Below are 20448 nucleotides of genomic sequence, written 5' to 3' on the forward strand. Positions count from 1 at the left end.
GAGCCAATCAGTTACGTGCTGATTGGCTCTTTATTATTTCAATTATTCTGTTTTCACATCCACATTAGCGCCTGTGATATTAACATTTTTGTTAACCTTAGCATCGTATGTGTTAGCTTTCATAATCTCTGCAAGATCCACGCCGGTAGCCTCACTCATAGTGTCAAATACCTGTTTTAATACTACAGGCATATTACCTGAAATTTTTGCAGCTCCGCCTTCGCTTCCATCTCCAGTTTCGTAAATGTTAATCTTATCAATTGCAGCAAGTGGCTTAGCAATTTCAGCGGCGATTTCAGGCATTACCTTAATCATCATCTCTGCCATAGCTGCACCGTTGTACTTACGATATGCTTCAGCTTTCTTTTCCATAGCTTCTGCTTCCGCAAGACCTTTTGCCTTTATAGCTTCAGCCTCAGCTTTACCTTTTGCAGCAATACCGGCTGCCTCTGCATCATACTTAGCCTTAATACCAGCTGCTTCCTGCTCTGCAGCATACTTCTGAGCTTCTGCCTGAGCTTTCTTTGCATCAGCTTCACGCTCCTGCTCATACTTAGCAGCCTCAGCTTTCTTCTGTCTCTGAACTAATTCAGCTTCTGCTTTCTTTTCTGCCTGATACTTTTCAGCATCTGCCTGCTTTTCAATCTGAGCTGCAAGTTCCTGCTGCTTAACAAGAACTTCCTTCTGCTTGAGTTCTGCTTCACGCTCGGCCTTTGCAATCTGCGCGTTTACAGTAGCAGTTTCAATTGTCTTTTGCTGTTCCTGTTCCTGAATTGAATAAGCTGCATCAGCTGCAGCATTTGCTGTATCTGCCTGCTGTTTTAACTCTGCCTGCCTGATTGCGAGTGCATTGTTCTTCTCAGCGATTTCTGTCTGAGCTATAACTCTTGCATCATTTGCTGCCTTGTCAGCCTCAGCCTGAGCAATAGCTACATCTCTATCAGCCTGTGCCTTGGCGATAGCTGCATCCTTTTTAATCTTAGCTGTGTTATCCATACCAAGATCATTGATAAGACCATTCTCATCAGTTACGTTCTGAATATTGCAAGAAAGGATTTCGATACCTAGCTTGTTCATATCCTTTGACGCTTTTTCCATAACCTGATCCGAGAAACTATCTCTATCAGTATTAATAGTCTTTAATGACAGTGTGCCGATGATTTCACGCATGTTACCCTGTAAAGAATCCTGTAAATCCTGTGTAATCTGCTCTGGATTCTTATTAAGGAAGTTCTTTGCTGCAAGCTGAATTGAAGAAGCATCTGTACCAATTCTTACCTTTGCTACAGCATCGACATTTACGTTAATAAAATCATTAGTAGGTACTGACTGCTCAGTTTTGATATCAACAGTCATCTGCCCCAAATAAAGCTTATCAACTCTCTCGAAAAATGGAATCTTGATTCCAGCTCTTCCCACAAGAATACGTGGTGTCTTACGAAGACCTGAAATGATGTAAGCTCTGTCTGGTGGTGCCTTTACATAACCTGCAACAATTACTAACAGAACTACAATGATTAGTGCAATAATAGGTATTAGTTCCATAACATTTCCCTCTCTTTCAAAAAAATAACTGCCCAAACCTATAAGTTTGGACAGTTATATTAAAGCATATTTAAAGTAGTATGTAAATACTTTTTTAGAATTTATTACATCTTTAAGTATTCCATTCCCTTTTTAACCTCATCGGGTACAACTCCATCATTTTTCTCAACCTTATCAATGATTGTTTTCAAATGATGTAAAGCCTGCGACTGTTTAATCTCATGGCGCGAAATACCTTGCTCGAACATTGGATGAGATTTAACCTTTGCTCTGTAAGCCTTTGAGAAAGTACAGTGTTTGTTTAGAATATTTCTTTCAGCCTTATTCAGACGAATACTTCCCTGGGCCTCAAAATTAATCCAAATTGTATACTGCTTTGTAAAGGCTTCACGCATATTGTTTCGAGAAGATTTAAGAAGCGTCTTTACTTTTTCTTTATTTTCTGCAGAAAGGTCTTTATTCTTTCTATAGAATGTAAAGTAATCATAAAAGTCTGATGTAAGACATTCAGAGCCAATATCATTCCATCTTGATCCCTGCTCTTTTCTACAGATTTCCCATCTGAATGCTCCACAGCAGTAAATCATCATCTTGTCGATATCATCCAGAGTAAACATAGGGAATACAAAGCGACCAGGTGAATCCACCTTTATTCCACCGCATTCCTGCCACATCATAGCACGCATTCCCACATTGGGAAGAAGGATAATGTCTGGCTCAACTCGCTTCAAATAAGCCTCGCTCTTTACCCCTGCATCCATATCTGTAAAGTAGCCCTCACGCAAGAAAATGCCATAATCGACTTCTTCGATTTTGTTCATAGCTTCCATGAGCTTTGCCTGAGTCAATAATAATCTCATAGGCTCTGCGCCAAAGTCTTCCTTAGTAAGAACTGGACAGAACGCCGTCATCTTTCCTGATGTTGTTCTATTAGCTGACTTGAAGAAATTATCAATTTCAAAAATGACTTTCTGTTCCTGGTCATTCATCCATGTCTGCATTTCAGACTCAGGAATATTTCCAGATTTTCTTTCTTCAAGAACAAAACCTCTATAGTCCAAATCAAGCTCATTCTTGCTTGGCTCTCTGTCTGCCTGATAAACCATGCGAAGCCATTTGTATATAGTGAAGAGATGGTCGCTTTCACATAAAGTTTCTAAGCGTTCTACCAAATCAGCAAGCTGATAAGTAAGCTCCTCACCCACAGCCTCATAATCTATATAGCCGAAATTCAAAAACATAAGGATGATGGTATCTAGCTCTCCACCCATAGCTTCGAATTCCAACGCTCTAAAGAATGTTTTACGATAAATATCATAAAACAAATCTACAGCTTTCTTTCTTATACGGCGCTCGTTGTCCTCTTTACCCTCTCTATCAGAAAGAGCCAAATAATCATCAAGCTGTTTTCTGTACTCATTCTGCTTATCCTCATCCACCTCAGCAAATTCACAAATATGCTCGAAGGTCTGAGTAAATTCAGCTTGCTTTTGCACCTTTGCTTCATCAAACGCCGCTGCAGAAGCTGCAAAATCGTGTGAATCGTATTCAGCCCATCTTTCTTTGATAAGCTGTTTATCGTAGATTCCACAGGTAGAGAGATACTTATAAAGCATCTTCATTAGCTTAATAATGCCATCCTGCTCCATGCCACGTTCTGCCATATATATTCGAAGATTAAAGAGTGACTCAAACATATCTCCTCTTTCTTGAGAAAGAAGAATTGGCGAAAACTCTTCAATATAAAAGCCCATCGTCTCCGCGCACTCGATAGCTCTAGCCATATAGCCACAGCTAATACCGATAACACCATTAACAATTTCAGTGCGCTTGCCATAAATATTTTCAATTTCTTTATTGTCAACAGAATTTAAGCTATCAATGTAATCATGTTCCCACTTAAGAATTTCATTCTTCAGCTCAAGTGGTTCCATCTCCTCCAACAAAGGAATCTCTACAGGTGTCATAGAGGCTGCGCGACATAATTTGCGATACTCAGTGTTTATTCCTCTGCAGTAATCTGTAAAATCATCTACCTTCTTTTTGTAGGCATCATAAATTTTGAATACATCCCTACACTGTCTGAATGCACCTTTTGCAAAGCCAAAAATGTATACTGGTTGCTCTTTAAAGATAACATCAAAATCAGCCATCGTCTTATAATTACATTTAATGACGGTGGCTGTTTCTTTTACAGTATAATCTGCTTCATACTGATGGTTTAAAGCATCAGAAAGCCCAACAACAGTACCAGGGCCTAGACTTAAAGTCTGGCCCCTCCATTGTTGTACTATCTCTCCGGCTATAACAACATACATGCTATCAACCGGGTCGTTCTCATTTATTAACTTTTTACCTGCCTCAATAGTGATAGGTTCCAAAGTCGACTCCTTTACTTGGTTCCGAAGATTCTATCGCCAGCATCTCCTAAACCAGGACAAATGTATGCATCAGAATTAAGCTCACGATCGATGTGACCAATGTAAATCTGAACATCAGGATGAGCCTCATGAAGAGCTCTAACTCCCTCTGGAGCAGCAATAATCGCCATGAACTTGATTCTCTTTCCACCATGCTGCTTGATAAGTGTGATAGCATCGATTGCTGAACCACCTGTAGCAAGCATAGGGTCTGTTACAACGATAAGACGCTCCTCGATTGGGCTTGGGAGCTTGCAGTAATACTCGTGTGGAATATGTGTTTCCTCATCGCGATACATACCAATGTGACCAATCTTTGCTGTTGGTACAAGCTTCTGAATGCCATTTACCATACCAAGACCTGCACGAAGGATAGGCACGATTGCCATCTTACGACCAGCAATAACTGGTGCCATGCACTTTTCGATTGGTGTCTCGCACTCGATATCTACTGTCTGTAAATCGTTGAGTGCTTCAAAAGCCTCAAGCATAGCTATTTCTTCTACAAGAGCACGGAACTCTGCTGTTCCTGTGTTCTTATCTCTAAGCATTGTAATTTTGTGCTGAAGTAGAGGATGTGTAAGCTCTACTACGTTATCTAATTTCTCCATTAAATTAGCCTCCAAAAAATTTATCTATATCCCTATTCATAATAATGAAAGGGTCGATATCTATATTTATATTCTAACAGCTACAGTGATATTTTTAAATAGAATTAGATACCTTCTTTATCAAATCTGTATCTTTCAGGATCACCGTATTCGTAATCTCTACCAGGAATGATAGCATTGAGAACTACACCTGCGATTGCTGCAATTGCAAGACTTGTAAGTGTAATATCAGTGCTTCCTACTGTGAATGTAAGACCATCTGAAAAACCAAGACCACATACAAGAATAACTGCTGCAATGATAAGGTTTCTTGAGTTTGTAAAATCAACATGATTCTCTACAACATTTCTTATTCCTATTGCACTTATCATACCATAAAGCATGAAGCTTATTCCACCTACGATTGCGCTTGGCATTGTACCAATAATATCAGCCATCTTAGGGATGAATGAAAGAACGATTGCATAGCAAGCTGCAATTCTGATTACCTTAGGATCGTGAACCTTTGAAAGCTCAAGTACGCCAGTGTTCTCTCCATATGTTGTATTAGCAGGACCACCGAACAAAGCTGAAATACTTGTAGCAAGACCGTCGCCTACAAGTGTTCTATGTAAACCTGGATCTGTAACAAAATCCTCTCCTACTGTTGCTGAAATAGCAGACATATCTCCGATATGTTCCATCATTGTAGCAATGGCGATTGGTGCCATAACAAGGATTGCAGAAAGATTAAACTTGCAAACGAAGAAATCTGGCAAGCCAACCCATGCTGCTTCATGAACTGCTGCAAAATCGAGAATTGCACTTCCATCTGCGTTTGTCATTCCAAGTGCATTGAAAATAAGTGCGCAAGCATATGAAATTACTACACCCATAAGGATTGGAAGAATTCTAAAGATTCCCTTACCCCAAATATTGAAAATAATAACAACAGCAAGTGCAATGATTGCAAGCAACCAATTCTGAGATGCATTGCTTATTGCAGAAGGTGCTAATGACAATCCAATACAGATAATGATTGGTCCAGTAACAACTGGTGGAAGGTACTTCATAACCTTTTTGATACCAACAAGTCTTATTACAAGTGCAAGTACCAAATATAATAAACCAGCCACAACAATACCGCCGCATGCGTATGGAAGCTTTTCGCCCATTGTCATGTTTTTGAAAATACCTGTATTTAAATTAGCAACTGTGTGAAATCCGCCTAAAAAAGCAAATGATGAACCAAGAAATGCGGGAACTTTGAATTTAGAACATAAATGGAAAAATAAGGTACCGAAACCTGCGAAAAATAAAGTAACTTGAATTGAAAGACCTTCGCCTTCGAAATAGTTGTTGACGAGAATTGGAACTAGAATAGTCGCTCCAAACATTGCGAATAAATGCTGAAGTCCCAAAACTAACATTTTCGGAATACCAAGCTGAGTGGCATCTTTAATTGGTGCATGAGTGTTCATACATATCCTCCTTTTTTGTTTAACCTAAACTGAAAGTTTAAATTAACTTAAACTTTCAGTATTCTATCATTTTGATATAGGTTTGACAATAGTTTTTATTACTATTTATAACTATTATATTTTTAGCACAAATGCTACTAGCCCTAATAGAATTATGTGGGCTGGATAAAAGAGGTAGAAAAATCTGCGCAAAGCCACACTATCAGCTCCACGTTTTCCGTAATAGCTTGAAACAGGAATAAGCATCAAGAATGCAAACACTTCTAAAACACTAGACATAAGCGTAAGCATCAACACACCCATTCCAAAGGACAATAATCTTTGTTTTTTAGTTGGCCCATTCAAATAATACATTACTGATATGCAGGTCACACCGGCCATCTTATAATCAAGATGAGCATAGTAGGCTATTCCCATACCCGCAAACATTACAAGAATCCTACAAGCATATATCGCATATACGTTAATATCTAATCCATCAATAAGCGAATAAGCATAAAGAACGCCTAGGCCTAATAATAAAGTCCAAAGAACATTGTTGTAGTTTAAATCAAAGAAACTTCTTCTGAAAAGATAATCAAATGGTACTTCTGAAATCACCGCTATAGTAAGCAAACGAATGGCATATTTTTTTAGATTTCTAGTGTGTATAAAGCCTTCCACAAGCAGATAGCAATATATAGGAAATGCCATACGACCGATGCTTCGCAAAACAGCATCAACAAGAAATACTTTGTCATAAAGTTCTTGTGATATAACACCGGCATTATTAGTAAGCCATACCTCGAGCAGGCCTGCTCCAATATGATCTATAAACATAGTAATAACCGCGATCAGCTTAAGACCTGTTCCTGTTATTTCAAAAGATTTTTTCCCCATTATTCTACCAACCATTCTATAAATTCTCTAACTGCACCTCTACCACCATCTTTGCTTGCAACGTAATCTGCAAGCTCTATTACTTCCTTTGCTGCATCCGCCGGACAGCCAACAAGACCACCAGCATCTTTGATGTGTTTCATGCAATCATAATCATTTAAATCATCACCACAGTATGCACATTGTTCCAAAGAATCGCCGTTTTTTTCAAGAATCTCCATAAGCTTTGGCAGCTTATCTGCAACTCCCTGATGTATCTCTGTGATGCTAAGCTCCTTTGCGCGATTCTCTACTATCTTACTAACACGGCCTGTAATAATAACAGGTGTGATTCCATTTGGTTTTGCTATATGACAGATGCCGTATCCATCTTTGGCTGAAAAGGCTTTCATTATTTCCCCTTCCTGCCCCATATAAATATGGCCATCCGTAAGTGTGCCATCAACATCTAATACTAAATACTTTATATTCTTCATTAAAAAATCTCCTTAGAAAATCTAAGGAGATTATACAATATTCTTATGCAGTTTTCTTTACAAAAATATTTTTAATAACAAATAATGTGCCAATCATAAGAGCGACGCCTATTATCAAGCATATTGCCCAATTTCTAACAAAGCCTGAAATAATATATGAAACAAATGATACCGCAGCAACTGTCATCGCATATGGAAGCTGAGTACTAACATGGCTAATGTGATTACATTCTGCACCAGCGGATGCCATAATTGTAGTATCTGAAATAGGCGAACAATGATCGCCGCAAACAGCGCCTGCCATACAAGCAGAGATTGCAATAATCATAAGTTCATTATTTACATCTCCACCAAATACATTTACAACGATAGGAATAAGAATACCAAATGTTCCCCATGATGTGCCAGTAGCAAATGCCAGGAAAACACCCACTACAAATACAAGAGCTGGTAAGAGACTCATTAGAGCTCTGTTATCTGCAATTACTGCAACAAGACCACCAACATATTCTGCTGCACCAAGAGAATCTGTCATTGATTTTAATGTCCATGCAAAAGTAAGAACCAAGATGGCTGGAACCATACTCTTGAATCCCTCTGGAATAGCATTCATACATTCGTTGAAGCTAAGCACTTTTGTTGCAAGATAAAAGATAATAGTAATAATAAGAGCTACAACTGAGCCATATACAAGTCCAACTGATGCATCTGAATTAGAAAAAGCATCAATGAAGTTCTCACCTGAGAAGAATCCACCTGTATAAATCATACCAATTACACAACAAATGATAAGCGATATAATTGGAAGTACAAGGTGAATAACTTTACCCTTTTGTGAAACAGGTGGATGAGGCTGATCCTCAGCTCCTGTAAGTGCCGCGCCATCTTTTTTCACCTTAATCTTATTCTGAGCCATATGATTAAGCTCTGCTAAATTCATTGAACCATAATCAAAGTTCATATATGTGATTGTAAACATCATAACAAGTGTTAATAATGCGTAGAAGTTGTATGGGATAGCTTTAATAAATAATGAAAGGCCATTAGCACCATCTACAAATCCTGTTACAGCTGCTGCCCATGATGAAATAGGAGCAATGATACAAACTGGAGCGGCAGTTGCATCTATTAAATATGCAAGCTTTTCTCTAGAAATACCGTGCTTATCTGTAACTGGTCTCATAACTGAACCTACTGTTAAGCAGTTGAAATAATCATCGATGAATATCAACATACCAAGAACGATAGTAGCAACCTGCGCACCAGCCTTTGTTTTTACATGAGTAACAGCCCATTTACCAAAAGCAGCTGAACCGCCAGCTCTGTTCATAAGCATAACCATGCTTCCAAGTACAACTAAGAAAATCAGAATACCAACATTCCAACTATCTGAAAGCTGTCCTATCATTCCATCTACAAAGATATGTTCCATTGCAGCTGTAAGGTTGAATCCAGCATACAATAATCCGCCTGCAAAAATTCCTATAAATAATGAAGAATAAACTTCTTTTGTTATTAACGCCAAAGCGATAGCAATAATTGGTGGCAATAGCGACCATATTGTATTAGTAAATTCCATATGTCTTCATGTTCTCCTTTAATATATTTGTATGCCCCTCTTCCATTTCTGTAAGAGGTTTTCTGAGAGGTCCTACTTCAAATCCCATAAGATTAAGAGCTTTCTTTACAGGAATTGGGTTAACCTCTGAGAATAGCGAATCAATAAGAGGTAATGCATCTAACTGCATCTTTGATGCCTTTTTGTAATCTCCGTCCAAGCATGCTTGGCACAAATCATGAGTCTGCTGAGGTGCAACATTTGAAAGAACTGAAATAACTCCAATTCCACCAAGTGACATAATTGGAACGATTTGGTCATCGTTGCCAGAATATACATCAATACATCCATCAGCTAGCTGAAGAAGCTTTGCAATTTGACTTATGTTTCCTGATGCTTCTTTTATTGCGACAATATTTTTTACATCCTTTGCCAAACGTACTGCTGTCTCAGGAAGAATATTGCATCCTGTACGGCTTGGTACATTGTAAAGAATACATGGGATATTGATGGCATCGGCTGTATCTTTAAAATGAACATAAAGTCCATTTTGAGTTGCCTTATTGTAATAAGGAGTAACTAAAAGTACTGCATCAGCCCCAGCAGCTTCTGCTTCCTTAGACAAATATATAGCTGTCTCTGTAGAGTTAGAGCCTGTACCTGCAATAACTGGCACACGATGATTAACTGTCTTTATACAATGACGAACCACATCTAAGTGTTCCTCATGAGAAAGAGTTGAAGCTTCGCCTGTTGTTCCACAAATTACAATGGCATCTGTACTATTTTTAATTTGATACTCAATCAAATTATCAAGTTTCTCATAGTTAACTGAACAGTCCTCGTTAAATGGTGTGACAATTGCTACTGCTGCACCTGTAAAAATACTCATTACAATTCCTCCTTTTAGCTAAATAATCCCAATTGATGCAATAAAAAAGCCGACCAATAAATGGTCGGCAACATAAATCAAAATACATCTTATGATAGCTCCCCATCTATTACTGCAAACATTGCATTAGATGACAGTCATGTGGCTATTAACCATATGCCCAGGACAAGAAGCATCAGGTGCTACTCTCCTTCGGCGAAATCCCCTTTCATCCTGTATCACATGGGCCTGTCCCATCAACAAGATTACTTTTGTCATTCGCAACCTCTATCTCTTATTAAATTTGTGTATATACTACATCGCTATGTTTTACATGTCAACTATAAATTGCTAATAAATGTAAATCTATGTTAAAATTAAACCAAATTTATGGAGGAATAATAAGATGAAATCGTTTTTAAAAAAAGGCATTAGTCTTGTTCTTGGACTTGCCCTTGTATCTTTGCTTTTCACAAGCAATTCATTCTATTCTGAAGCAAAATCAAAATCTTCAGCTAAAAAGAATATTGTTGTAGTCCTTGACCCTGGTCACGACTCTACTCATACAGGATGTCATTATGAAAACTTTGAAGAAGGTATTGCAAATCTTTATATTGCATACTATTGCAAAGCAGAATTAGAAAAATATTCTGGCGTCACAGTATATATGACTCGTTATGGTTTCGAATGTCCATACGGAGCGGATCCCGATTCAAAATCATCTTGCTTATCAGCACGTGTCAACTATGCAAAGTCAGTTAAGGCAGACGTGCTTGTTAGCTTGCACAACGACTATGATCCAGATTTAGATGTATCTCAGAATGGTTCTAAAGTAATTGTTCCAAATGCTAACTACAAGCCAGATATATGCGTAGCCGGCACTACACTTGGTCAGTCAATATTGACTCAGCTTACAGCCACAGGCCTTAATGTAAACAACTGGAAGCTTTGTCCAAATGGAACTGGAATCGTCACAAGAGATTCTGAATCTAGTAAATATCCTGACGGTTCAGCAAAAGATTTTTATGCTCTTATTAATCAGTCTAAAACAGCAGGTTTTCCATGCGTCATTGTTGAGCATGCATTCTGCACAAACTACTCTGATAGAGTTAATCATCTTTCAACACCTGAGCAGTATCAACAGCTTGGCATTGCAGATGCTACTGGCATCGCAAACTACTACGGACTTACATTAAAGTAATTTATATGTATTGGGGAGAATTTTGTTTTGAGCAAACAAAGAATATTTAATATTATTCAAATTGGAAATAAGGATGATATTCCAAGTAGGCTTTTTGATATCTTTATCACTATCATCATCAGTATCAACATACTGGTGATGATTTTGGAAACCTACAGCGAATTGTCTCCTTATTTTTCTTTTTTAGACAAAGTCGCCTACATCACAATTATTATTTTCTGCATAGAATATGCCCTTAGGATCTGGACTGCAGATTTACTTTACCCACAACTTCCCAAATACAAAGCTGTATTGAAGTTTTTAATATCCTTTGATGGCATTGTGGATTTGTTTACAATACTGCCATTTTTCTATTTATCAGGTTTTGTTGCATTTAGAATTCTTAGAATCGTACGAATCTTCCACCTGTTTCGAATTAACGGACAGTATGATTCTTTCGCCGTAATCATTTCAGTATTACAAGAAAAAAAGAATCAGATTATGTCCTCTGTTATGATAGTGCTGATTCTTATGCTTGCCAGTTCAATCGGAATTTATTATGCAGAGCATGATGCCCAACCCGAAGTTTTCAGAAATGCCTTTTCCGGAATTTGGTGGTCCGTATCCACACTATTAACCGTTGGCTATGGAGACATATATCCCATCACCGTAGCAGGCAGAATCATGGCAATTGTGACAGCATTTTTAGGGGTAGGAGTAGTCGCTATTCCAACAGGTATCATTAGTGCCGGCTTCGTTGAGCATTATTCTAGGGTTAAGCTTCTTGCAAGCTTTGCAAAAGATGAACACATTGATTTAATTACCGTAAACATCAACGATGCTCATTGCTGGAATGGTTTACATATATCTGAAATAAGCGTTCCCGACCATTTTCTACCTGCCATTGTTATGAGGGATGATGAAGCTCTCATTCCTATACAAGAGCTCAAATTAAAAACCGGCGACAAAGTTATCCTTGCCGCCGATATGTATTTCCTACATACGTACTAATCTATTAATTGTTTGCTGTTTCAATTCATCTGATGAATCTGTCATCACCACTTCATCAGCACCTAATTCTTTTGCTTGGAAGCTCTCCTCCGGGGAGCTTGCCACAGCTAGAATTGGTATATGCATAAAGCCTTCTCGTTTCTTTAAATATCTAATAATTATTCCGCTTTCATTTACAAGTAACATATCCACTACTACAAGCTGAAGCTTCTCATGATATTGACTGATGCATCTAAGAGCTTCATCCTCATTATGCGTCTTCACTATTTCAAATCTCTTAATTGTATCTTCAACTATTCCAAATATTATATTAATGTCGCCATCTGTTAATGCAATCACTACCGGCTTTGAAGGATATTCAAAGTTGCTAATTTTCCATGCTGTACACTTGCTTTTACCAAAAAGCTTAGATTTATACAAAGCATCATCGGCCATTCTGAAAATCTCACTGCAGGTGTGATTTCCATCATCGATTATTGCTCCAATGCTAGCTGTAAATGGTTGTCCGTTTCCAAGATTTATATCTGTCATAAACATTTGGAGCGTTCGACATCTCATCTCCAAAATGGTCATGTCATTCATCTTAGGCATTAGAACGACAAACTCATCTCCTCCGTATCTACCTATTATATCGTAAGCTCTAAAATTATCGATAAGAAGCTGTCCTACACGTTCCAATAACCTGTCTCCAGCATCATGCCCCAGATTATCGTTTACATCTTTGAAGTTATCTATATCAACCATAATCATTGCACATGCTTCCTCTGGTTTCTTTTGCATATACTGGTACTCCATTCGCTGCATAAGAGTATCTTTATTAAGAACATGTGTAAGCTTGTCCAATGAACTTAATTGCTTTAGTTCAATCATAGCCAGCCCTTCTCTGCTACGCATTACCAATATAATGTGGGCTGACAACATAGACATAACATATGCTGCCATTAGCATATATAATTCTCTTGTATATAATTCGGGCTCCTTATAAAAATATGCGATTATAGCATATATAATAATAGCAATAAGCTCTTCACAACCATATTTATACATTTTATCAATGTAAACCATAGGAAACAGTGCAATCACAAGAGGCGTCCACACTGCAGGGCGCTCCGAAACCGCCACCGCATCAAACAACATTATGATTGTTACTAGTGAAAAATAGAAGATACCACATATTATTCCAGTCATATGAGTACTTATATGAACCCATGGCTTTCTAAGGTGCAGATTAATTATATAATAGACAACCATCAACGGAATTATTAAGAAGTGCACTCCATGGATTTTAAAACTAGGCACAACAAAATGAGCCAAGATCAAAAGAAGTGAATAAATAATAGAAGTATACATGCAGACCTTGCGCATCATGTAAAGATTGCTCTTATTAATATTTTCAATGCATTCCTTAAAGTAAGTTCTAATCTGAGCATTCTCTTTATGTTGAGTTTCTCGAAAAGTGTCTACAAACTTAAACATATTTTAACATTAGCATATTAATCCAATAATAATTTGCCTACACTGTGAAATTACTGTGAATTATTAATTCATAATGCCTCTATTTTTGCAAACTCATCAATAATGTGTCTAGCCAACACTCCTCTTACTCCATGCATCTCAGATGCCGCCGTACCAGCTCTTCCATGCAAATAAGTGGCAGCACAAACCTCCACTCTTATTAATGGATTAACCTTTTGAGCTATAAGTGATGCTATAGCCCCTGCCAGCACATCGCCTGAACCTGGGGTTGCCAGGCCTTCATTACCGCTATTTACAAAATTGACTATCTCACCGTCTGTTATGACCGTAGTAAAATTCTTAAGCACAATTATGCAACCATATCCTACCGCAAAGTCGTTAGCTACCCTCTCAATATTGTAGTTAATGTCAGCCACTTTAATACCAGTCAAACGCTCCATCTCTTTTAAATGTGGAGTAATAACAACTGGTACTCTTGCTGAAGCGGCCTTTAGTAGCTCTTTCATATCGTCTTCAGCCAATAGGTTTATTCCATCTGCATCAATTACCAATGGCACTTTAACGTCAGATAATACCTGCTTAAGAATGCTTTTTGACATATCCGTCGTTCCAAAGCCCGGTCCAATCAATATTGTTGAAGCCCACTCCATTTCCTTAGCCAGACTTTTTTCATTGTATTCATCATATCCTGTATACATTGCCTCAGGTAAATTTTGCTGAATGCTTGCAATATTATTTTTATGAGTGTATATTTTCACCAGCCCTGTACCTGTTGCAAGCGCCGATTTTGCCGAAAGATAGCAAGCCCCGTATATGCTTTCACTTCCTGCAATGACAAGAAGCTTTCCGCAGCTACCTTTATTTGCATCTACAGCCCGTGGCTTTACAAATTTAAAAATATCATCATCTATTAGAGTTGCATATTGATCCGTTACATTTTCTAGATAAATTCCAACATCTACAACTACTATTTTTCCTGCAACGGCTTTACAATCGCCTAACAATAGTCCCTTTTTCATATATGCAAAGGTTACTGTCGTATCTGCTTTGACACCGTTTTCACCTAAAAGTTTTCCACTGTCAGTATCGTACCCTGAAGGAATATCCACAGCTAAAACTTTATTTGCACATTGGTTAATTATTTGCGCCGCATAATCAAACTCGCCTGACAAGCCTCGTGACAGACCTATACCAAACATGGCATCTATTGTTAAATCTGCCCGTTCTATGGATTCCTCGATTAGCTTATTGTGAATTGTCATACCATAGCTTTCCGCTATTTTTATCTCCTGTTTTAACTGCTCCGAAAACTTTTCAGAGTTTCCCAACACCATGCAGTCTACCATTTTGCCCTTTATTTTTAATAGCCTAGCAATAGCTACACCATCACCACCATTGTTACCAGGACCACAAACCACCGAAAAACTATTGGCATTCCCATATTCTTTTTCTATAGTTTCAACTACTTTAAGAGCCGCTCTTTCCATTAAAACCAAAGATGGTATTTCATGCTTTTCAATTGTTCTATTGTCGCACTCCTGCATCTGTTTTGCCGATAATAATTCTGTCATGTTATCCCCCAATAATAATGCGTTCATTTGGATAGTTAACTCAAAAATCTAACAACAGTATACTACATTGCTTAAAATCTATGTTGATTTTGGAACCAGTTTATAGCTCTTTATCAAATTTTATAAAGTGTTCGATTGACACGAATACATGTTCGGATATAACATATAAGATGCATTATTACGAAAGGAGGTCAGCCATATGGAAAAGAACCGTGCTTTTATTGCCATCGATTTAAAATCCTTTTATGCTTCTTGCGAGCTCACGGATAGAGGTTTGGATCCACTTACAACTAATCTGGTTGTGGCTGATGCTTCCCGTACTGAAAAAACAATCTGCCTCGCTGTTAGTCCTTCTCTGAAGGCCTATGGCATTCCCGGCAGAGCGCGTTTATTTGAAGTAATACAACGCGTTAAAGAAGTTAATGCCGAGCGTTTTAATCGAGCCCTTGCATTAGGATTACTCCCAAAGAATCCAGAAACCGGAGAATACCACTTTACTGGTTCCTCTTCCAATGCAGATGAGCTAGAAAAAGACCCTTCTCTAGAACTTGCTTATATTGCAGCTCCCCCTAGAATGAAACGATATGAAGAAATATCCACTTATATTTTTTCTATTTATCTTCGTTATGTTTCAGATGATGATATTCATGTTTATTCCATTGATGAGTGTTTTATAGATGTCACTGGATATTTGAATACCTATTCTTGTACTGCTCACGAGCTTGCAATGCGTATGATTCGCGATGTTCTTAAAGAGACAGGCATCACTGCGACAGCAGGCATCGGAACCAATATGTACCTTGCAAAAATTGCAATGGATATTGTAGCAAAACACGTTCCTGCCGATGAACAGGGCGTTCGAATCGCTGAATTAAACGAAAAAACATATCGTGAGCTCCTCTGGTGCCATCAGCCTATTACAGATTTTTGGCGAGTTGGAGGTGGAATAGCCAGACGCCTTGCAAAGCTTGGAATTTTCACAATGGGCGATATCGCTCGTACTAGCGTGTATAGCGAAGATGTTCTATATAAAGCTTTAGGTATAAATGCAGAACTTTTAATTGACCATGCTTGGGGCTGGGAGCCCACAGAAATAGCTACCATCAAAAGATATAGGCCACAAACAAACAGTCTTTCCAGTGGTCAAGTTCTTATGGAGCCTTACACTACTGACAAAGCTAGACTCATAGTCAAAGAAATGACAGAGCTTTTGGTTCTTGATTTAGTTAGAAAGGATTTGGTCACCAAAAAAATCGAATTAACCATCGGATATGATAGAACAAGCTTAGAAGTTGAAAAAGAAGGTTCAAGTATAGGACGATCTACTTTTAAAATAGCTGGCACAAATAAATACTATACCGGAAAAGTTTCTGTTGACCACTTTGGTCGCCCCATCCCTTATCATGCTCATGGAACAGGCAACTTAGACCGTTGGACCAGCTCCACTCAAAGAATTATGGAGGTAATGGTTGAGCTATACGATCGTATTGTCGATTCTGACCTATTAGTTCGCAGAATCAATGTTGTAGCATGTGATTTGATTCCAATTAATAAAATACCTAATGACGAGCCGTACCAAATGGATCTTTTCACTGACTATAATGCTTTGGAAAAGGAAAAAGAAGCAGCTGATAAAGCTGATGAAAAAGAACGTAAGCTTCAAAAAGCCACCCTGGCAATGCATGATAAATTTGGAAAAAATTCTGTACTAAAAGGTATAAATCTTCAAGATGGTGCCATGACTATGAAGCGCAATAAACAAGTTGGTGGCCATTCTTCTGGTGAATAAAAGGAGTAAAGCTTTGGCAAATAGATATAGAGAAAACGAACCCGACCCACGAATTGTATACAAAGATATAATCGATATGCCTCATCATCAATCTCTCACTCATCCACATATGAGCTTGTATGATCGTGCTGCTCAATTTGCACCCTTTGCAGCTCTTACCGGTTACGAAGATATGATTAACGAAGAGGCCCAAAAATCTCATGAATAAAAACGCTGGAGCTTATTTGCTCCAGCGTTTATTATTTATTAATAATTCTCTGCTCTTACTTCAAAATATGCCTTTGGATGATTGCATACTGGACAAACATCAGGCGCTTCTACTCCAACAACTATATGTCCACAATTGCGGCATTCCCACATTGTTACACCACTCTTTTTGAAGACCTCCATAGCTTCCACGTTATTCAAAAGCTTACGGTATCTTTCCTCATGCTCCTTTTCAATAGCCCCCACACCTCTAAACTGTGCTGCAAGCTCTGGGAATCCCTCTTCCTCGGCTTCTCTAGCCATTCTGTCATACATATCTGTCCATTCAGCATTTTCGCCTTCTGCAGCATGTAAAAGATTGGCTGGTGTATCTCCTATTTCACCAAGAGCTTTAAACCAAAGTTTTGCATGCTCCTTCTCATTATCAGCTGTCTTTAAGAATAACGCTGCAATCTGCTCATAACCAGCTTTCTTAGCAACTGATGCAAAATATGTATATTTGTTTCTTGCCATTGATTCGCCAGCGAAAGCTTCCCACAAGTTTTTCTCTGTTTTTGTACCTGCATATTTATTTTCTGCCATTAGAACTCCTCCTTATACTTTAATAGTACCCTTAGGAAGATTGTAACATATCTAATGTTTATGTTGTGTAAAATTAATTAGTGCAATTTAGTGCATTTTTAATATGCATACTCAACATGTGTTGTAACCTCAACAAATGGGACTACCGTCTCCTTCATAGCAGCACTCCACATTTCATTATTTTCTCTTTGCTTCAATGATGATTCATCTTCAAATTCTGCCACCATAATAACATCACCATTAGATGAACTCATGCATTCACTATGTACCTCAATTCTATTGAGTCCTGGAACCTGTCCATTTAACTCTTCGAATCTCGTTTTAATATTGCCTTTAATAGCACTAAGGTTTGGGCCAAAACATTTATCCTGCAATGTCCAAATTACTACCTGTTTTAACATTCTCTTTCTCTCTCTAACATTATATCTTTTGAGTAAAAAACAAACTCGAAGCCTATTATAGCGCTTTTACTCCAAAATTCAAAATAAAATAAGGATTGTATTTTGACTATAAGCATTTTTATTTAATATTAAATATAGCAGGTATTCCCTATTGGAATATCTGCCATATTTTTTTGAATATACAAATTATAGAAATTTCCTATAATAGTTGTATTTTCGCTGTTATAATTATTTGAGATTCATTACAAAATTGAATCAATCAATATATTTAAGGAGGGGAATTATGGCTTGCTTTACTGTTCCAGCTGGAGAAGCTATCGTAACAACAATCATTAAGAAAAAAATGGAAAAACAAGGTACTGAAAAACATGAAGAAAACACTTCAGTTCCTATGACAAGAAAGTTAAAATGGCTTTCAAATCTTTTATGGGGAGGCTCTGCTTTACTTGCATTTGAGCATGTATGGCATGGCGAAGTACAACCTTTCTTCCCATTTTTAACAGCAATGTCAAATCCAGAAGATACTCAGGAAATGCTACATGAAATTGCTACTGTAGGTGTTTCTATGGCAGTTCTCGTAACAGTTATTTGGATTGGCATGTGCGTTACAGCTGATATGATTGTAAAAAGACCTGTTTCTACAATGAAAACAACTAATTAAGGGGGATAATATGACATTACTGATTACAGTTATCGCTGCGGTTATTAGTACAGTATTATGGTATAATCGCAAAAATAATGATATGCAGCTTCATGTGTTAATGTTTATGTTTTGGGGTGCATCAATAATGTGGTTCGTAGATGCAATCTTTGAATATGTTGAATTACGTGCCGAGTACTTCACTCCAGCCTTGGAAGATATGATCAATGATACATTCCTCGGTTTTTCTGTTATTGCATTAGCACTTGTTATTTGGATTATCTTTATCTTAATTAAAGATCCAAAGGGTGTAATTAAACATTCATTATCAAACTAAAAGATTAAAAGCCTCGTGCTCAGCACGAGGCTTTTCTTATACCCAATTTATCATCATATATTCAATTAACATGATGATCAAAAAGACGATATTAAATATAGAAAATACTTTTATATACTTTTTACTATCAGCTCCATCAATATAGCTATATTGTTTAAATGAAATAAGGCTTGCCATTGAGGCAATAAGCGTTCCTAATCCACCTAAATTTGTACCTATAATAAGTTTTGGAATAGCATCAGTAAAACCTGAACATAGTATAGCTGCCGGCACATTGCTTATAAACTGACTCAAAACAACTGAAACGACCACTTCATTATTCTTAATCAAATCTTCTAAAAAGGTACTAATAAAAGATATATTCTTAATGTTACCAATGAAAACAAATAGAAAAACAAAAGTAAACAATAATGAATAATCTGGCTTTCTAAGCACTTTTCTATCAAATATCACAACCAACAAAATCACTATTATTAAAGAAACATAATATGGAATTATCCGTGCCACTACTAATAATGATGCTAAAAAGGCAAATATGTATAATCCAATCAATTTTTTTTCGTATGTCGTTCTGTTATATACCTTTTTTGAATCCCCTGAAACAGATACCGGTGCATCTTTCACAAAGATATATGTACTTAAAACTAAAAGAATTAATGCACATATACTATAAGGTAACATTATGGAAATAAAGCTTATCAGATTCATGTTTGACAATGAATATAAATATAAATTCTGAGGATTTCCCAAAGGAATTAGCATACTTCCAAGATTTGCCGCAATAGTCTCAAGCACGATAACAACAATAAACAAATCTTTTCTATTTGAAATAGATAGCGTAATTATAGAAAAAGGTACAAATGTTAATAGAGCTACATCATTTGTTATAAACATGCTTGAAAAGAAGCACAATCCTAATAAGATTAGGACTATCCCTCTTATCGAATTCATCTTACCAACTAATAATTCACCGATTTGTCTGAATACTGATAGTCGCTGAAAGCCAGCCATTGTTATCATCAAAGATAAAAGAATGCTAAGAGTACGATAATCAATATAGTTAAAATAATCCCTACTTGGATGAACAAAAAAACAAGAAACAATAGCTAAAACCAAGGCTACACACAATACAATTTCATTTTTAATAAAATGTTTTATAGCTTCCACAATACAATCCCCACATATAATAAAAAATTATAAAAAAAAATCGCAAGCTATTAAGCATGCGATTTAAAGTCAAAGCCGATGATCGGACTCGAACCGATAACCTGCTGATTACAAATCAGCTGCTCTGCCAATTGAGCCACATCGGCTTGTTATAAATAACAACCTCAAAACTTCACACAGTATTCCGAATCTACATATCTTCTTTTTAGAATAAACCTTCGATCTATTAGTATTCATCAGCTGAATGCGTTACCGCACTTACACCTT

The 20448-nt window shown here is 37.3% G+C and carries 19 protein-coding genes, 1 tRNA gene and 1 riboswitch; of the genes, 6 read left to right on the forward strand and 14 right to left on the reverse strand.

Annotated elements, in window-relative coordinates; genetic code table 11:
- Window positions 1-42: 42 nt before the first annotated feature.
- The 8 genes from E7274_RS13600 to dapA form a co-directional block, all read right to left on the reverse strand.
- A complete protein-coding gene (locus E7274_RS13600) occupies window positions 43-1545 on the reverse strand; it encodes a flotillin family protein (protein ID WP_304176602.1) in 1503 nt (500 codons plus the stop codon).
- 104 nt (window positions 1546-1649) lie between these two features.
- Window positions 1650-3926: a hypothetical protein gene (locus E7274_RS13605; RefSeq protein WP_304176604.1), complete on the reverse strand. Its 2277-nt coding sequence runs from the start codon at window positions 3924-3926 to the stop codon at window positions 1650-1652.
- Between the two features lie 11 nt (window positions 3927-3937).
- Window positions 3938-4576: a uracil phosphoribosyltransferase gene (upp, locus tag E7274_RS13610; RefSeq protein WP_033153058.1), complete on the reverse strand. Its 639-nt coding sequence runs from the start codon at window positions 4574-4576 to the stop codon at window positions 3938-3940.
- 104 nt (window positions 4577-4680) lie between these two features.
- Window positions 4681-6036 (reverse strand): uracil-xanthine permease family protein, encoded by a 1356-nt coding sequence (locus E7274_RS13615; protein ID WP_304176606.1) that lies wholly within the window; start codon window positions 6034-6036, stop codon window positions 4681-4683.
- 114 nt (window positions 6037-6150) lie between these two features.
- Window positions 6151-6930 carry a TraX family protein gene (locus E7274_RS13620; protein WP_304176608.1) on the reverse strand — a complete coding sequence of 260 codons (780 nt, stop codon included), beginning with the start codon at window positions 6928-6930 and terminating at the stop codon, window positions 6151-6153.
- The gene (locus tag E7274_RS13625; protein WP_304176610.1) at window positions 6915-7391 is read right to left on the reverse strand and encodes a KdsC family phosphatase; all 477 of its coding nucleotides are present in this window, start codon (window positions 7389-7391) and stop codon (window positions 6915-6917) included. The genes E7274_RS13620 and E7274_RS13625 overlap by 16 nt, the downstream gene beginning before the upstream one ends.
- 43 nt (window positions 7392-7434) lie before the next feature.
- A complete protein-coding gene (locus E7274_RS13630; RefSeq protein ID WP_304176611.1) occupies window positions 7435-8970 on the reverse strand; it encodes a Na+/H+ antiporter NhaC family protein in 1536 nt (511 codons plus the stop codon).
- On the reverse strand, window positions 8957-9841 hold the full coding sequence (dapA, locus tag E7274_RS13635; protein ID WP_033153043.1) for a 4-hydroxy-tetrahydrodipicolinate synthase: 885 nt from the start codon (window positions 9839-9841) through the stop codon (window positions 8957-8959). Before dapA ends, E7274_RS13630 begins: the two co-directional genes overlap by 14 nt.
- An 87-nt stretch (window positions 9842-9928) precedes the next feature.
- Window positions 9929-10119: riboswitch (Lysine riboswitch) on the reverse strand.
- A gap of 107 nt (window positions 10120-10226) precedes the next feature.
- Here dapA and E7274_RS13640 point away from each other — a divergent pair.
- Together E7274_RS13640 and E7274_RS13645 are read left to right on the forward strand one after the other, a co-directional pair.
- Window positions 10227-11021: an N-acetylmuramoyl-L-alanine amidase gene (locus tag E7274_RS13640; RefSeq protein WP_304176613.1), complete on the forward strand. Its 795-nt coding sequence runs from the start codon at window positions 10227-10229 to the stop codon at window positions 11019-11021.
- A gap of 27 nt (window positions 11022-11048) precedes the next feature.
- On the forward strand, window positions 11049-12011 hold the full coding sequence (locus E7274_RS13645) for an ion transporter (RefSeq protein WP_304176616.1): 963 nt from the start codon (window positions 11049-11051) through the stop codon (window positions 12009-12011).
- On the opposite strand, the gene E7274_RS13650 is transcribed toward E7274_RS13645, so the two are convergent.
- A complete protein-coding gene (locus E7274_RS13650) occupies window positions 11997-13361 on the reverse strand; it encodes a diguanylate cyclase (RefSeq protein ID WP_304176618.1) in 1365 nt (454 codons plus the stop codon). The genes E7274_RS13645 and E7274_RS13650 overlap by 15 nt on opposite strands.
- Window positions 13362-13555: 194 nt before the next feature.
- Window positions 13556-15058, reverse strand: coding sequence for an NAD(P)H-hydrate dehydratase (locus E7274_RS13655; protein WP_304176620.1), 1503 nt, complete (start codon window positions 15056-15058; stop codon window positions 13556-13558).
- Window positions 15059-15257: 199 nt separating this feature from the next.
- On the opposite strand from E7274_RS13655, the gene E7274_RS13660 reads away from it, so the two are divergent.
- Both E7274_RS13660 and E7274_RS13665 read left to right on the forward strand, forming a co-directional pair.
- The gene (locus E7274_RS13660) at window positions 15258-16847 is read left to right on the forward strand and encodes a Y-family DNA polymerase (RefSeq protein WP_304176621.1); all 1590 of its coding nucleotides are present in this window, start codon (window positions 15258-15260) and stop codon (window positions 16845-16847) included.
- 13 nt (window positions 16848-16860) lie between these two features.
- Window positions 16861-17055: a hypothetical protein gene (locus E7274_RS13665; protein ID WP_304176635.1), complete on the forward strand. Its 195-nt coding sequence runs from the start codon at window positions 16861-16863 to the stop codon at window positions 17053-17055.
- Between the two features lie 38 nt (window positions 17056-17093).
- Here the strand turns inward: E7274_RS13665 and rbr are convergent, their stop codons facing one another.
- Together rbr and E7274_RS13675 are read right to left on the reverse strand one after the other, a co-directional pair.
- Window positions 17094-17636, reverse strand: coding sequence for a rubrerythrin (gene rbr, locus E7274_RS13670; RefSeq protein ID WP_044938739.1), 543 nt, complete (start codon window positions 17634-17636; stop codon window positions 17094-17096).
- A gap of 98 nt (window positions 17637-17734) precedes the next feature.
- Window positions 17735-18037 (reverse strand): DUF3303 family protein, encoded by a 303-nt coding sequence (locus E7274_RS13675; protein ID WP_304176624.1) that lies wholly within the window; start codon window positions 18035-18037, stop codon window positions 17735-17737.
- Between the two features lie 283 nt (window positions 18038-18320).
- Between E7274_RS13675 and E7274_RS13680 the strand changes: the two genes are divergently transcribed.
- Window positions 18321-18698, forward strand: a complete 378-nt coding sequence (locus E7274_RS13680) for a hypothetical protein (RefSeq protein ID WP_304176627.1) — start codon at window positions 18321-18323, stop codon at window positions 18696-18698.
- Between the two features lie 10 nt (window positions 18699-18708).
- The gene (locus E7274_RS13685; protein WP_304176630.1) at window positions 18709-19014 is read left to right on the forward strand and encodes a hypothetical protein; all 306 of its coding nucleotides are present in this window, start codon (window positions 18709-18711) and stop codon (window positions 19012-19014) included.
- 36 nt (window positions 19015-19050) lie between these two features.
- Here E7274_RS13685 and E7274_RS13690 read toward each other — a convergent pair whose 3' ends face one another.
- Both E7274_RS13690 and E7274_RS13695 read right to left on the reverse strand, forming a co-directional pair.
- Window positions 19051-20181, reverse strand: coding sequence for an SLC13 family permease (locus E7274_RS13690; RefSeq protein ID WP_304176632.1), 1131 nt, complete (start codon window positions 20179-20181; stop codon window positions 19051-19053).
- A gap of 73 nt (window positions 20182-20254) precedes the next feature.
- Window positions 20255-20327: transfer RNA gene (locus tag E7274_RS13695), tRNA-Thr, on the reverse strand.
- Window positions 20328-20448 lie beyond the last annotated feature (121 nt).

Source organism: Pseudobutyrivibrio ruminis, assembly GCF_015057245.1.
Classification (GTDB): Bacteria; Bacillota; Clostridia; order Lachnospirales; family Lachnospiraceae; genus Pseudobutyrivibrio; species Pseudobutyrivibrio ruminis_E.